This is a genomic window from Amycolatopsis sp. NPDC059021, from assembly GCF_042739895.1.
In the GTDB taxonomy this organism is placed as follows: Bacteria; Actinomycetota; Actinomycetes; order Mycobacteriales; family Pseudonocardiaceae; genus Amycolatopsis.
The window spans coordinates 18,756-34,020 of the sequence record NZ_JBHYIQ010000082.1; the positions used below are offsets into that span (position 1 = coordinate 18,756).

The 15,265-nt window shown below is 70.7% G+C and carries 10 protein-coding genes; 2 read left to right on the forward strand and 8 right to left on the reverse strand.

Going from position 1 to position 15,265, the window contains the following annotated elements; genetic code table 11:
* Nucleotides 1-143 precede the first annotated feature (143 nt).
* The 7 genes from ACFWX1_RS35520 to ACFWX1_RS35550 all read right to left on the reverse strand — a co-directional run bounded on the left by ACFWX1_RS35520 (nucleotide 144) and on the right by ACFWX1_RS35550 (nucleotide 9,205).
* Entirely contained in the window at nucleotides 144-980 is an 837-nt protein-coding gene (locus tag ACFWX1_RS35520) for a fructosamine kinase family protein (RefSeq protein WP_378394169.1), read from the reverse strand.
* A 65-nt stretch (nucleotides 981-1,045) separates the two neighbouring features.
* Nucleotides 1,046-3,046: a WD40/YVTN/BNR-like repeat-containing protein gene (locus ACFWX1_RS35525; RefSeq protein ID WP_378394170.1), complete on the reverse strand. Its 2,001-nt coding sequence runs from the start codon at nucleotides 3,044-3,046 to the stop codon at nucleotides 1,046-1,048.
* A gap of 83 nt (nucleotides 3,047-3,129) precedes the next feature.
* Nucleotides 3,130-4,740 (reverse strand): AMP-binding protein, encoded by a 1,611-nt coding sequence (locus ACFWX1_RS35530; RefSeq protein WP_378394171.1) that lies wholly within the window; start codon nucleotides 4,738-4,740, stop codon nucleotides 3,130-3,132.
* Nucleotides 4,741-4,916: 176 nt separating this feature from the next.
* Nucleotides 4,917-5,831, reverse strand: a complete 915-nt coding sequence (locus tag ACFWX1_RS35535; protein WP_378394172.1) for a LysR family transcriptional regulator — start codon at nucleotides 5,829-5,831, stop codon at nucleotides 4,917-4,919.
* Between the two features lie 4 nt (nucleotides 5,832-5,835).
* Nucleotides 5,836-7,035, reverse strand: a complete 1,200-nt coding sequence (locus ACFWX1_RS35540) for a glycine C-acetyltransferase (RefSeq protein ID WP_378394173.1) — start codon at nucleotides 7,033-7,035, stop codon at nucleotides 5,836-5,838.
* 37 nt (nucleotides 7,036-7,072) lie between these two features.
* Nucleotides 7,073-8,101, reverse strand: coding sequence for an L-threonine 3-dehydrogenase (tdh, locus tag ACFWX1_RS35545; RefSeq protein ID WP_378394174.1), 1,029 nt, complete (start codon nucleotides 8,099-8,101; stop codon nucleotides 7,073-7,075).
* A gap of 303 nt (nucleotides 8,102-8,404) precedes the next feature.
* The gene (locus ACFWX1_RS35550; protein WP_378394176.1) at nucleotides 8,405-9,205 is read right to left on the reverse strand and encodes a sulfite exporter TauE/SafE family protein; all 801 of its coding nucleotides are present in this window, start codon (nucleotides 9,203-9,205) and stop codon (nucleotides 8,405-8,407) included.
* Nucleotides 9,206-9,293: 88 nt separating this feature from the next.
* Here ACFWX1_RS35550 and ACFWX1_RS35555 point away from each other — a divergent pair, with 88 nt between their 5' ends.
* Together ACFWX1_RS35555 and argG are read left to right on the forward strand one after the other, a co-directional pair.
* The gene (locus ACFWX1_RS35555; RefSeq protein ID WP_378394177.1) at nucleotides 9,294-10,070 is read left to right on the forward strand and encodes an AraC family transcriptional regulator; all 777 of its coding nucleotides are present in this window, start codon (nucleotides 9,294-9,296) and stop codon (nucleotides 10,068-10,070) included.
* Nucleotides 10,071-10,127: 57 nt separating this feature from the next.
* Nucleotides 10,128-11,573, forward strand: a complete 1,446-nt coding sequence (gene argG / locus ACFWX1_RS35560) for an argininosuccinate synthase (protein WP_378394179.1) — start codon at nucleotides 10,128-10,130, stop codon at nucleotides 11,571-11,573.
* A gap of 27 nt (nucleotides 11,574-11,600) precedes the next feature.
* Here argG and lysX read toward each other — a convergent pair whose 3' ends face one another.
* Complete coding sequence (gene lysX / locus ACFWX1_RS35565) at nucleotides 11,601-14,915, reverse strand: bifunctional lysylphosphatidylglycerol synthetase/lysine--tRNA ligase LysX (protein ID WP_378394181.1); 3,315 nt, start codon at nucleotides 14,913-14,915, stop codon at nucleotides 11,601-11,603.
* Between the last annotated feature and the right edge of the window lie 350 nt (nucleotides 14,916-15,265).

Here is a 15,265-nt window from a genome sequence, read left to right on the forward strand (position 1 = left end):
AGACGCATTCTTCGTTGACCTGTGCGACGGGACAACGTAGTCTCCCGGGGCGGTCAACGGCCTGTCGCCAGTGCGAAAATGGCGTTGTCCACTTCGGATTTTGCCGGGGGATAACCCGATGATCCCGCGGCGCTGCGGGTCGGTCAGCGGATCGCCCGCGCCGCCGCGACCGCCTGCCCGGCATAGGACCGTCCGAAAAGGACGGTGTGGACCAGTAGCGGGAACAGCTGGTGCGCGCCGATCCGGCCGGCCCAGCCCTCGGCGAGCGGGGTGACCTCCTGATAGGCGTCGAGCAGCCGGTCCAGCTGCGGGCAGCCGAACAGGTGGAGCATGGCCAGATCGGTTTCCCGGTGGCCACCGTGCGCGGCGGGATCGATCAGCCAGGCGCCGTCCGGGGCCCAGAGGACGTTGCCGTTCCACAGGTCGCCGTGCAGCCGGGCGGGTGGTTCGGCCGACGTCGGGAGGCGCTCGCAGGCCTGTTCGATGACAGCGGCTTCCGCGCGGTCGAGGGTTCCGTCATCGACGGCGCGGCGAACGTAGGGCAGCACGCGCTGTTCGGCATACCAGGTGGGCCAGTCGGTTCCGGTCGTGGTGGACATCGGGGCGAGACCGATCCACGCCTCGGCGGGTCCGCCGGGCGGTGCGGCGCCGAAGGCGGGCGCGCCCGCGGCGTGCAGTGCGGCCAGTCCACGACCCAGAGCTTCCGCGGCCGCCAGGCTGGGGCGTCCGGTTTCGACGCGGTCGAGGACCAGCCACTCGTCGTCATCGCCCCGGACCCGGGGGACGGGCACGGTGCCGGGCTCGGCTAGCCAGCGCAGTCCGGCGGCTTCGGCCGCGACGGCATTGGGGCCGTGACCGCGCTTGACCATCACGACGTCCCCGCCCTCGAGCACGGCTTCGGTCAGCGAGCCGGACACGCGACGCGTCCGGGTGACCGGCTGCCCGGTGAGCCGGGCCGCGGCGGTGGCTGGATCTTCCACGGTTTCGGATGGTACTCACAGCCGTACGCCGCGAGCGGGATTGCTCGCGGCGTACGGCTGATCCATCAGTAGAGCGTCAGGCGGTACGCGCCGGACTGCGACGTCCCGGCGAACAGCTTGCCGCCGTCCGCGCTGAGCGTCAGCGAAAGCACCCGGGAATCGGGCATCGCACCGGGCAGCGGCGACCAGGTGCGGCCGAAGTCGGTGCTGCGCAGCACACCGACGCCGTCGTCACCCGCCTTGCCCGCGAACCACACGCGCGGATCGAACGGATGCGCCACGATCCGGGTGAATTCCCGCGGGTTCCCGCCTTCGTGCACCTGCCGGAAGGTGCGGCCGTTGTCGGTGCTGAGCCGCAGGCCGGCGCCGCCCACGACGATGCGGCCCTCGCCCCAGCCGCTCACCGCGATGGCGCTGACCGGTTCCTCCGACACCTGCGTCCACGTCTTGCCGCCGTCGTCGGACCGGGACAGGCCGCTCATGCCGCCGCCCCAGACGCGGTTCGGGTTCCTCGGGTCCCCGGCCAGCGCGAGGAAGCCGGGAGCGTCGGTCCGTTCCCAGTGCTTCCCGGCGTCATCGCTGCGATAGGTGACGTACCCGTACATGGAGAACGCCGAAATCAGCAGCCGGTCCGGATCCGCCGGATTCACCAGGAACGCCTGCGCGGAGCCCTCGTGTCCCTGGCTGACCAGCTGCCAGTTCCGGCCGCCGTCACCGCTGCGCAGCACGTCGGTGTTGAACCCGTTCTTGGTGACCTGCCAGACGACGTCCGGGCGGCGCGGGGACACCGAGAGGTAGGCGTTCTCGTGCAGCCGGTCGCCGGGGTGCGACTGCCAGACCCGGGTCGACGGGGTGATCCTGCCCTGCGGCAGCTGGGTGTTGTAGATCTCCTGCATCCCGGCCGCGACCAGGCTCTGCGGCTGCCAGAAGCTCCCGGTCGTCACCAGCTGGCGCATCGACTCGCCGGGCACGCCGATCTGCTCGTAGCCCGCCTTGCCCTTGTCGGTGTAGACACCCCGGTACAGCGCGGAAATCAGCGTGGTCGCCGGTTTTCCCTTCCCGGCGGGGAGATCGGCGATGTCGGTCACGCCCTCGCCGGGCGAGGGCACCGGCTTGCGAGTCCACGTCTTGCCGGCATCGGTGCTGACGTCGAGGTCCTGGTAGGTGGCGGTGTAGAGCCTGCCGTTGACGAACCGCGGCTCGCGCAAACGCTGTCCGGTCGGGTCGCGGCGCAGCACCGTCCAGGTCTTGCCGCCGTCGTTCGAACCCCGCAGTTCGGTGCCGACGGTGACCACGATCTGCCGTCCGTCGGACGCGACCTGGTTGACGTCGGTTTCCGCCTGGTAGACCCGCTCGGCCTTCGGGTTCGCTCCGGCGTAGCCGCGAATGGCCCACAGCGAGTACTCCGGATGGACGGTGGTGAAGTAGAGATCGTCGCCCACCACGGTCATCCGCTGATCGCCCACCGGCGCGGCGATCCCGTCGCGTGGCCAGGTCCTGGGCACTACGCGCCAGGTCGCGCCGGCGTCGGTGCTGATGCTCACGCCGTTCATCTGCAGCACCGCGATCGTGCGGCCGGCCGGGTCGGCGGTGAGCTGGAACGCGCCCTCGGGCCACCACTCCTGGAGCACCTGCCAGGTCCGGCCGCGGTCGGTGGTGGACAGCAGCTTGCCGCGCCACTGGTCCGGCCTGCCCTCCTGCTTGTTCCCGATGGCCAGCATCCGGTTCTCGTCGGCCGGGTTGGTGACGAAGGCCTGGATCACGGTGTCCTGCGGGAGTTCGCGGCGGACGCTCCAGGAGGCGCCGCGGTCATCCGACAACCACAGCATGGGCGGGGCGGGTTCCATCATGGCGATCTTGTCCGGTGACGCGGACACGCCCAGCATCCCGCCGATGCTGTTCGGGCCGACCGGTTCCCAGCCGCCGCGGGGCCGGGCGGTGGCGTCCACCGAGGAATTCGGTGCGGCAACGGGATCCGCGGTGGCCGTGGCTGCGGGCACGGTGGTGCCGAGCAGGGCCAGCAGCCCGATGACAAGGGTGTGTCTGGTCGCCGATCTCAGTCTCATGCGGACGATCTTGGCGTGCGAACCGGCTGCCGCACAGAGGCATTCGTCCGATCTTTCGGTGACAAACGGACAAGTTTCGGTGATTACCCGGGCAACGCCGCGTCCTCACGCAGCCGATGGCGTTCGAGCTTTCCTGTGCTGGTCCGGGGAAGCGCTTTCAGGAACCGTATCCGGCGCGGGTACTTGTACGGCGCGATCCGCTGCTTGACGAAGTCCTGGAGCTCCCGCACCGCGGCCTCGCCGGGCTGCCTGCCGGGGCCGAGGACGACGAAGGCGCAGACGATCCGGCCCCGGTCGGGATCGGGAGCGCCCACGACGCCGCATTCGTCGACGTCCGGATGCGCGAGGAGGGCTTCTTCGACTTCGGGGCCGGCGATGTTGTATCCGGCCGACACGATCATGTCGTCGGAGCGGGCCTGGTACCAGAAGTAGCCGTCGGTGTCGCGGAGGTACGTGTCGCCGGTGAGATTCCAGCCGTCGCGGACGTACTCGGCCTGTCGCGGGTCGTCCAGATAGCGGCAGCCGGTCGGGCCCTGGACGGCGAGACGGCCGATTTCACCGTCGGGCACGGGGTTTCCCGCGTCGTCGAGCACCGCGGCGCGGTAGCCGGGGACGGGCTTTCCGGTGGCGCCCGGCCGGATGTCGTCGTCGGCCGCGGAGATGAAGATGTGCAGCAGTTCGGTGGCGCCGATGCCGTCGATGAGCTTGACGCCGGTCTCCGCGTGGAAGCGTTTCCAGATCGCCTCGGGAAGGTGTTCGCCCGCCGAAACGCAGCGTCGCAACGATCGCAGTCGTGCTGCCGCGCCGGTGGCCAGCATCGCCTTGTACGCGGTGGGCGCGGTGAAGCAGATGGTGGCGTGGTGTTCCGCGATGTGCCCGGCGAGCTGTTCGGGGGTCGCCTTCTCCAGCAGCAGGCTCGCGGCTCCGGCGCGCAGCGGGAAGATCACCAGCGCGCCGAGCCCGAAGGTGAACGCCAGCGGTGGCGTGCCGGTGAACAGGTCGTCCGCGTCCGGGCGCAGCACGTGCCGCGAGAACGTGTCGGCGATGGCGAGGACGTCGCGATGGAAGTGGAGTGTCGCTTTTGGACGCCCGGTCGTGCCCGAAGTGAAGGCCAGCAAGGCGACGTCGTCCGCCGCGGTGGGGACGTCGGCGAAGCCGGGCGGCTTTTCCGCGCAGCGCCTTGTGAGGTCGTCATCGGTGTCGCCGCCGAACGGCAGCACGCGCAGTCCGGGGACTTGGAGATCGTCGAGAAAACGATGATCGCACAAGGCGAAACCGACCTCGCCGATGTCGCGGATCTTCCGCAGCTCGCCCGCCCGCAGCAGCGGCATGGTGGTCACGGCGACCGCGCCCGCCTTGAGGACGCCCAGCCACGCGGCGACGAGCCACGCGTTGTTCGGCCCGCGCAGCAGTACGCGATTGCCCGCGACGACACCGAGATCCTCGGTCAGCACGCGGGCGATCCGGTTCGCGGTGGCACGCAGTTCGTCGTAGGTCCAGTGTTCCTCCGGCGTACGCAGGCAGGTCCGGTCGCCGCCGTACCGGGCGATCGGCTCGTCCAGCAGCACGCTCGCGCAGTTGAGCCGGCCGGGGTAACCGAGTTCGGACAGCGACGGGAACTCGGGCCACTGATCGGCGGGCGGAAGGTGATCCCGGCAGAAGGTGTCCACGTGCGCGGTCGGCGAGAGCTGCATCAGGAGTCCCTTCCCGGACGCCGTCGAGGCCAGCTCAGTATCGCCCAATCCTGACGACAGTCAAGGGAACGCGATATCCCCGGCGGCTGTCCGTGAAGGCCCCCTTCCCTACCCTGAGCGCTGTGATGGAGGCCTTCACGGAGCTGAGCGCTGTGAAGGAGGCCTTCACGGACCGGTCAGCCGACGGCGGCGGGGGCGGTGGCCGCGGCGTGCAGGGCGTCGAGGACGGGCCGCAGCAGCGGGTGGTCCTCGGTGCCGCAGCGCACGGCGGCGAACACCCGGCGGGTCGCGACGACGTCGTCGACCGGCCGGACCGCCACCTGGGAGAGATCCATGTCGCGCAACGCGGAGCGGGGCACGAGCGCCACCCCGGCCCCGGCCGCGGCGAGCGTGACCACGGCCCGGAAGTCGTCGGAGGAATGCTGCAGCCGGGGTTCGAACCCGGCGTACTCGCAGGCGAGGACCATCACGTCGTGACAGGGGTTCCCGGGATACGGGCCGATCCACGGATCCTCCGCGAGCGCCGCGACCGGGACGGTTTCCGCCTCGGCGAACCGGTGCCGCCGGGGGAGCACGGCGTCGAACGGCTCGGCGTAGAGCGGTACCCGCTGCAGCCGGTCGTCGGCGCTGGGCGCGCCCCGGTACTCGACGGCGACGGCGATGTCGGCGCGTCCGTCCAGCACCATCGGCAGGCTTTCGTCGCCTTCGGCGTCCAGCACCCGGATCCGGATGCCCGGCGAACTCGTGCCGAGCGCGGTGATGGCCGGGGCGAGCACGACGGCGATCCCGGTGGCGAAGGAGGCGACGGTGACCTCGCCGGCGTCACCGGAGGTGTACGCGGCGACCTCGGCCTTGGCGCGCTCCAGCTCGGCCAGCACGACGTGCGCGTGGCGGAGCAGGATCTCCCCGACCGGGGTGAGCCGCATACCGCGCTTGTCGCGCTCCAGGACCTTGTGCCCCGTCTCCTGTTCCAGCGCGGCGATCTGCTGGGACACGGCGGACGGGGTCAGGTACAGGGCCGCCGCCGCGGCGGTCACCGTGTGGTGGTCCGCCACGGCCTGCAGCGCCTGCAACCGTCGGGCTTCGATCACCCCGTCATCCTGCCAGTGCCTTCCTGGCCTCGACGAACGCGGCGATCGCGCGGTCGATGTCCTCGGCCGAGTGCGCCGCGGACAGCTGCACGCGGATCCGGGCCTTGCCCTGCGGGACCACGGGGTAGGAGAAGCCGATGACGTAGACGCCGCGCTCCAGCAGCAGCTCGGCGAGCCTGCCCGCCTCGCCCGCATCGCCGATCATGACCGGCACGATCGCGTGATCGCCGGGCAGGATGTCGAAGCCCTCCTCGGCCATGCGGGTGCGGAACCGCTGGGTGTTCGCGGTGAGGCGCTCACGCAGGTCGCCCGCCGATTCCAGCAGGTCGAGCACGGTGAGCGAGGCCGACGCGATCACCGGGGCGAGGCTGTTCGAGAACAGGTACGGGCGCGAACGCTGACGCAGCAGCGCGACGATCTCGGCCCGCGCGGCGACGTAACCGCCCGACGCGCCGCCGAGCGCCTTGCCGAGCGTGCCGGTGATGATGTCGACGCGGTCCATGACGCCGTGCAGCTCGGGCGTGCCGCGCCCGCCGGGGCCGACGAAGCCGACGGCGTGCGAGTCGTCGACCATGACCATGGCGTCGTACCGCTCGGCGAGGTCGCAGATCTCCCGCAGCGGCGCGACGTAGCCGTCCATCGAGAACACGCCGTCGGTGACGACGAGCTTGCGCCGCGCGCCGGCCGCCGTCGCCTCCTTCAGCTGCTGTTCGAGGTCGTTCATGTCGCGGTTGGCGTAGCGGTACCGGGCGGCCTTGGACAGCCGGATCCCGTCGATGATGGAGGCGTGGTTCAGCGCGTCGGAGATGACCGCGTCCTCGGCGCCGAGCAGCGTCTCGAAGACACCGCCGTTGGCGTCGAAACACGACGAGTAGAGGATCGTGTCCTCCTGGCCGAGGAACGCCGAAAGCCGGTTTTCCAGTTCCTTGTGGACTTCCTGGGTGCCGCAGATGAACCGCACGGACGCCATGCCGTAGCCCCAGCGGTCGAGCGCCGCGTGGCCGGCGGCGATGACGTCGGGGTGATCGGCGAGGCCGAGGTAGTTGTTGGCGCAGAAGTTCAGCACCGCGCCGGGACGGCCGCCCGCGGTGACGTCGACGGTCGCCGACTGCGGCGTGCCGATGACCCGCTCGGGCTTGTGCAGGCCCGCGGCGGTGATCTCGTCGAGGGTGGCCTTGAGGTCCTCGCGGACGGAGTCGAACATGCTGGATTCCCTTGGCAGGTCTCGGATTTACGGGTTGTCAGGCGGCCCAGTCGAGGATGACCTTGCCGCCGCGGCCGCTCGCCGCGTCGTCGAAGGCCGCCTCGAAGTCGAGATGGCTGTAGCGGCCGGTGATCACCGGGGCGAGGTCGAGCCCTCCTTCCAGCAGCACCGACATCGCGTACCAGGTTTCGAACATCTCCCGGCCGTAGATGCCCTTGATCGTGATCATCGACGTCACGATCCTGGCCCAGTCGACGGCGAACTCCTGCGACGGCAGGCCGAGCATCGCGATCTTGCCGCCGTGCGTGAGGTTGGCGAGCATGTCGCGCATCGCCTGGGGATTGCCGGACATCTCCAGGCCGACGTCGAAACCCTCGCGCAGGCCGAGTTCGCGCTGCACGTCCTCGATGGAGCTGTGCGCGACGTTGAGCGCGACCGTCGCGCCGACCTTGCGGGCCAGAGCGAGCCGCTCCTCGCTGACGTCGGTCACGACGACGTGCCGGGCGCCCGCGTGCTTGGCCACGGCCGCGGCCATCAGGCCGATCGGACCGGCGCCGGTGATCAGCACGTCCTCGCCGACCAGCGGGAACGACAGCGCGGTGTGCACGGCGTTGCCGAACGGGTCGAAGATCGCGGCGACGTCCACGTCGACGGGCACGCGGTGCACCCAGACGTTGGAGGCGGGGAGCGCGACGTACTCGGCGAAGGCCCCGTCACGCCCGACGCCGAGGCCGACGGTGGCGCGGCACAGATGCCGCCGCCCGGCCAGGCAGTTACGGCATTTGCCGCAGACGAGATGGCCTTCCCCGCTGACGCGATCACCCACGGTGATCTCGGTGACGTCGCGGCCGACCTCGACGACCTCGCCGACGAACTCGTGGCCGACCACGAGCGGCGCGCTGATCGCCTGCCGCGCCCAGCCGTCCCAGCTGCGGATGTGCAGGTCGGTGCCGCAGATCCCGGTCCGCAGGACCTGGACGAGGACATCGCCGGGGCCGACGGCCGGTTCGGGCACGTCGCGGAGCCACAGACCGGGCTCCGCCTTGTCCTTCACCAGTGCTTTCACCGTTGAGCCTCCTGTACACGTGCGGGCCAGGACCCGCACGGGGAGGTCGGGCGCTGACCGGGACAAGCCCCCTGCGGCCATCCGGGTGAGGTGCTCCCGGGTGTGGTGACGCTGGGTAGAGAACAATCTGCCCCGGCGCCCTGCCCCGAGTCCATCGACGGTTTCTTAACGCCGCCATTAGCCGTGCTTCACACGCCAACTCGCGTACCTGGACGGTCGGCCGGCGTACCCGGACAGTCGGTTCGCGAACCGACCCGGCAGGGGCGTCGGCCGACTCTCTGGGTACGCGAGTTCGCCGGTTCGTCAGCGGGCGAGGACGGCGATGAGGGCGGCGGCGAGCAGGCAGACGTAGGTGATCGCGTGCACGCGGTCGGGGAGGCGGCCGAGGACGCGACGGGCGACGGCGATGGTGGGCAGGGAACCGGCGAGCAGGGCGGCGCCCGCGACGAGGTCGACGTAGCCGATCTGCCCGGCGGGGGCGGGGCCGGACGCGGTGGCGGCGAAGGCGTACACCGCGGTGCCGATCACGGCGACCGGAAGGCTCAGCGGGTTGGCCATCGCCGCCGCGTCGGCCATCGGCAAACCCTTGCGCCGCAACAAAGGCACGGTCATGACGCTGCCGCCGACGCCGAGGAAGCTCGCCACCGCGCCGATGCCGACGCCACCCGCGGTGCTGGTCGCCTTCCCGAGCGTCCGTGGCTGCTCGGCGGAACCCGGTTGGAGAAATCCCTTCCGCAGCACACTGTCCACAATGGTCAAAGCGAGGTAGACGACGAACAGGACGCGCAGGACGGAGTCGTCCGCCACGGTCGCGGCGAGGGCGCCGAGAACCGCGCCGACGCCGATGAAGGCGACCAGCGGCCATACGTATTCCTTGCGCAGCCGCCCGGAACTGAGCTGGGTGGCGGTAGCTGTCGCGGAGTTGACGACCATGACCGCGGTCGAGGTGGCGACGGCGACGTGCATCGCGTCGCCGCCGGAACGGGCCAGTGCGACGCCGTACACGACGGGAACGGTGACGAAGCCGCCGCCGAATCCGAAGAGGACGGTGGTGAAGCCGCTCAGGCAGCCGAAGGCGAGCAACAACAGGATCGAGGTGAGCACTTCGGCAACCGTACGAGCGTCCTGCCGAGGCGTGCAATCGAAAGATCGCCAACTTCTTTCGTGAAATGGACACGGTATCGTCGGGCACATGCACAACGTCCTGATCGACGAAGTGGACGACATCGATCGCGCCGTGCTGGCGATCAGGACGGACTACGCGCCCGACCACGTGGTGGCCTGGCATCGGCACCGGCGAGCCCAGTTCCTCTACAGCGCCAACGGCCTCATGCGTGCCGAGACGGCCGAGAGCAGCTGGGTCGTCCCGGCCCACCGCGCGGTCCTGATCCCGCCGGGCACCGAACACCAGGTCACGATGATGGGCGGTGGCACGCGGAGCCTCTACATCGAACCGGCCGCGGTGCCCTGGTTTCCGCAGCGTTGTCAGGTCGTGGAGGTCTCACCGCTGCTGCGGGAGCTGGTGCTCGCCGCGGTCGACATCGCCCCGCGCTATCCCCGGCGCGGCCGGGACGCGACGCTCGTCTCCCTGCTCCTGCACGAGCTGAGCGGGCTCGCCCCGCTGCCACTCGACCTCCCGCTGCCGCGTGACGAGGGACTGCGGGCGCTGTGCGAGTCCTTCGCGAAGGCGCCGGACGTCCACGATCCGCCCGCACGTTGGGCGGCCCGCCTGCACGTCAGCGAGCGCACGCTGAACCGGCTCTTCCACGCCGAGACCGGGATGAGCTTCACGCGCTGGCGTCAGCGCGCCTGCGTCCTGCACGCGCTGCCGCTGCTGGCCGACGGCCTGCCCGTCGCGGACATCGCGACGGCGATGGGCTACGAGAGCCCCGCGGCGTTCACCACGATGTTCGTCCGGCTGCTCGGTGCCTCGCCCCGGGAATACCGCGCCGCCGCGGACCCCGGATGAAGCGGGGTGCACCCCCGACTTGAATGGTCATGCATGGATGTGTATATACTTCCACCCGTGTCCAAAGTGCTCACCTCCCTGCCTGTCGGCGAACGAGTCGGGATCGCCTTCTCCGGTGGTCTCGACACCTCGGTAGCGGTCGCGTGGATGCGCGACAAAGGTGCGGTGCCCTGCACCTACACCGCCGACATCGGCCAGTACGACGACCCTGACATCGCCTCGGTGCCCGGGCGCGCCCAGGCCTACGGCGCGGAGGTCGCGCGGCTGGTCGACTGCCGTGCTGCGCTCGTGGAGGAGGGCCTCGCGGCGCTGGCCTGCGGCGCGTTCCACATCCGCTCCGGCGGCCGCAGCTACTTCAACACCACCCCGCTCGGCCGCGCGGTCACCGGCACCCTGCTGGTCCGCGCGATGCTCGAGGACGACGTGCAGATCTGGGGTGACGGCTCGACCTTCAAGGGCAACGACATCGAGCGGTTCTACCGCTACGGCCTGCTCGCGAACCCGTCGCTGCGGATCTACAAGCCGTGGCTGGACGCGGCGTTCGTGAGCGAGCTGGGCGGGCGCAAGGAGATGTCGGAGTGGCTGCTCGCGCACGACCTGCCGTATCGGGACAGCACCGAGAAGGCGTACTCCACCGACGCGAACATCTGGGGCGCGACGCACGAGGCCAAGTCCCTTGAGCACCTCGACACCGGCATCGAGATCGTCAACCCGATCATGGGCGTCCGGTTCTGGGACCCCGAGGTCGAGATCGCCACCGAGGACGTCACGATCGGCTTCGCCCAGGGCCGTCCGGTGTCGATCAACGGTGAGGAGTTCGACACCGCCGTCGACCTGGTGCTGGCGGCCAACGCCGTGGGCGGGCGGCACGGGCTGGGCATGTCGGATCAGATCGAGAACCGCATCATCGAGGCCAAGAGCCGCGGCATCTACGAGGCGCCGGGTATGGCGCTGCTGCACATCGCCTACGAACGCCTGGTCAACGCGATCCACAACGAGGACACCCTCGCCGCCTACCACAACGAGGGACGGCGGCTGGGCAGGCTGATGTACGAGGGCCGCTGGCTGGACCCGCAGGCCATGATGCTGCGCGAGTCGCTGCAGCGCTGGGTCGGCACCGCCATCACCGGCGAGGTCACGCTGCGGCTGCGGCGCGGCGAGGACTACTCCATTTTGGACACCACCGGCCCCGCCTTCAGTTATCACCCGGACAAGCTGTCGATGGAACGCACCGAGGACTCCGCCTTCGGCCCCCTCGACCGCATCGGCCAGCTCACCATGCGCAACCTGGACATCGCCGACTCCCGCGCCAAACTCGAGCAGTACGCCGGGCTCGGCATGGTCGGCAGTACCCACCCGACGCTGATCGGCGCCGCGCAGGCGGCGTCGACCGGGCTCATCGGCGCCATGCCCGAAGGTGGCGCCGAAGCGATCGCCTCCCGCGGTCAGGGCGGCGACAACGAATGGCTCGACCGCGCCGCGATGGAGTCCGGCACCGACTGACCGACGCCCGCCCGCTCGTCCTCCCGGTCACTCCGGGCGGACGAGCGGGAAGGCGAGGGTGTCGCGGATCGTGGTTCCGGTCAGCAGCATGACCAGCCGGTCGACGCCCATGCCGAGACCACCCGAGGGCGGCATCGCGTATTCGAGCGCGGTCAGGAAGTCCTCGTCGACCTCCATCGCCTCGGCGTCGCCGCCCGCGGCGAGCAGGGACTGCGCGACCAGGCGCCGCCGCTGCTCGACGGGGTCGACGAGTTCGGAGTAGGCGGTGGCGATCTCGGTGCCGCGGATGACCAGGTCCCAGCGTTCGGCCAGCGCCGGATCCTCGCGATGGGGCCGGGTCAGCGGGGAGACGTCGGCGGGGAAGTCGGTGTAGAAGACCGGCCCGGTCGTCTGTTCCTCGACAAGCCGTTCGTACAGCTCGAGTACCACCGCCCCGCGTGTCCACTGTGGATTGTGGACGATCCCGGCGGCGTCGCACAGCTGGCGGAGCCGGGATTCCGGGGTGGCCGTGGTGATCTCCTCGCCGAGCGCGCCGGAAATGGCGGTGTGCACCGGAATGACGGGCCAATCCCCGCTGAGGTCCAGTTCTTCCTCGCCCAGCGCGATTTCGCGGCCGTGGGCGGCGTGCGCGGCGGCCTTGATCAGCTCCTGGCAGCGTTCGCGCATGACGTGGTAGTCCGCGTACGCCTCGTAGGCCTCCAGCATCGTGAACTCGGGATTGTGCTTGTAGGACACGCCCTCGTTGCGGAACGTGCGGCCGAGTTCGAAGACCCGCTCGACCCCGCCGACGCACAGCCGTTTCAGGTACAGTTCGGGCGCGATGCGCAGGTAGAGCCCCATGTCGTAGGCGTTGATGTGGGTCTGGAACGGGCGCGCGTTGGCGCCGCCGTGCACCGGTTGCAGCATCGGGGTTTCGACCTCGAGATAGTCGCGGTCGAGCAGGGTCGTGCGCAGTGCCTGCACCGCGGCCCCACGTGCCCGGAGCAGTTCGCGGGCCTCGGGCCGGACGACCAGGTCCAGGTAGCGACGGCGGACCCTGGCCTCGGGATCGGTCAGCCCGGCGCGCTTGTCGGGCAGCGGGTGCAGGCATTTCGACGCCAGCTCCCAGTGCTCGACGAGCACGGACAGCTCGCCGCGCCGGGTGGTGATCACCTCGCCCCGCACCGCGACGTGGTCGCCGATGTCGACGTCGGCCCGCCACTCGCGGAGCGTTTCCGCGGTGGTGCCGGGTTCGGCGAGCATCACCTGGAGATCGCCGGACCAGTCCCGCAGCGTCGCGAAGCACAGCTTGCCGTGGTCGCGCAGCAGCATGACGCGGCCCGTGACGGCGACACGCGTCCCGGTGCGGGTGTCGGGCGCGAGATCGGGGAAACGCCGCGCCACCGCGTCCAATGTGGTGTCCCGCGGCACGCCGACGGGGTACGGATCGATGCCGCGGGTCCGCAGTTCGGCGAGTTTGTCCAGCCGGATCCGGGTTTGTTCCGGCACCGGGGCGGCGCGGTCGTCCACGACCTTCGCGGCGGCTTCGGCGTCCTCGATCGCGGCGAGCAGCGCCGTGTCGCCCGCGCGGGCCGGGACGTTCGTGCCGCGGCCGAGGAAACCCTCCGCGATGGCCGAGGCGAGGCCGACCCTGGCCAGGTCACGGCGGTCGCCGAAGATGAGGAACCGGGGTGCCCAGTGCGGGCGGTACTTGACGTTCGACCGGTACAGCGATTCGAGCTGCCACCAGCGGGAGAAGAACAGCAGCAGCCGTCGCCAGACCCGCAGGATCGGCCCGGCGCCGATCCGGGCGCCTTCCTCGAACACCGCGCGGAACACCGCGAAGTTGAGCGAAATCCGCCGCACGCCGAGCGCGGGGGCGCCGGCGGCGAGCGCGGCGACCATGAACTCCATCAGGCCGTTGCCCGCGTTCCGGTCGCGGCGCATGAGATCGAGCGACAGCCCGGCCTTTCCCCACGGCGCGAACGAAAGCAGGGCGCGGACGTGCCCGTCGGCGTCGACCGCCTCGACGAGCACGCAGCGTCCGTCGACGGGATCGTTCATCCGCCCGAGCGCCATGGAGAACCCACGCTCGGTGTCGGTGTCGCGCCAGCGTTCGGCCAGTTCCGTCGCGGCGGTGAGCTGGTCGGCCGGGATGTCGGCGTGCCGCCGGATCCGCGCGGTGTACCCGGCCCGTTCGATCCGCGTGACGGCCTGGCGCACCGGGCGCATGTCCGGCCCGGTGAGGGTGAAGTCGGCGACGTCGAGGATCGCCTCGTCACCGAGTTCGATCGCCTTCAGCCCGGCCCGCACGTAGGCCTCGGCGGCCTCTTCGCCCGCGCCCATCACCGCCGGGCTCCAGGTGAACTCGGCGCACATCGCCAGCCAGCGGGAGATCGCGCCGTCCCACGCTTCCGGGTCGCCGATGGGGTCGCCGCTGGCGAGGCAGACACCGGCCACGACGCGGTAGGTGACGGCGGCTTCGCCGGACGGCGCGAAGATCGCGGCCTTGTCCCGCCGGGTCGCGAAGTAGCCGAGGGAGTCGCGTTCGCCGTGCGCGGCGAGCAGACCGCGGATGGCGACCTCGTCGCCGGCGGTGAGCATCGACGCCGTGCGCTGCGAACGCAGCGTCCACAGCAGCGCGGCGAACATCGACACCGCTCCGAACAGCGACACGATCACGGCCACCCAGCCCGGTGCGTTGCCGACACGGGTGATGTCCAGCCGGATCGCGCCGCCGATGACCTTCTCGGCCGCCCAGCTCCACCGGTCGCTCGCCGAGCGCAGCGAACCGGGGAAGACCTGGACCAGCAGGCCGCCGAGCAGGATCGAGATGCCGAGCAGTCCCGCGAACAGCAGGATCGCCTTGCGCAGCGCGGCTTTCCTGGTCCGGCCGTAGAACTCGCGCCGCGCCGCGATCAGCACCCCGACGGCGAGGACGGCGATCACGAAGGACTGCCACAGCGACCAGGTGTCCCAGCCCGACAGCGTCAGCGGCTCCCCGTCGTCGTCGACCAGCTCCTCGTCCGGCGCCAGGGTGAACAGCAGGATCGTCAGCGCGGTGAGCGCCGCCTGGACCAGCAGCAGGCAGATCATGATGGTGCGGGCCGCGCGCTTGCGGCGGGAGATCGCGCCCGCCAGCACCGCGAGGAACAGGCCGTAGGCGATGTTCGCCGGCGCGGGGAAGATCGCTTCGTCGATGAACTCCCGCACCGGCTGGACCCCGCGGCCGACGGCGGCGTTGAGCGCCGCCAGGACGCAGAGTGCCGCCAGTACGCCCAGCGCGACGGCGAACACCTTGGGCACGGCGCTCAGCCGCGAGCTGTGCCGCGGCGTGGCGGCGGGTACGGAGATCTCAGTCATGATGTCGTCAGGCTGGCCGACCAGGGTGAGCAGCGCAACCGCACGTCGAGGTCGCCGCCTGGGATGAGGGCGAAGCGAGGGTGGCGCCGGAGCCGCGAACGCTCGGTCGGGGACGGTGAACGTCCTGAACGGAGCGTTCGCGGCACTCGGGCCGTGACGGTCCCGTCGCGTCGATTCGTCCTTTGTGGACACTGTGGTGCCGAAGGGAGCTTTCGGCGCGTCCAGTGCCGTGAAGGAGGCCTTCACTGCATCCGGTGGGCCGCGGGTGTGGCTCGCGGGGAGCGGGCGGTTGCGACGAGGGCGTCCCTCGGTGCGTCGGGTGCACCGGGGGCGTCCCTCGGCGCGCTGGA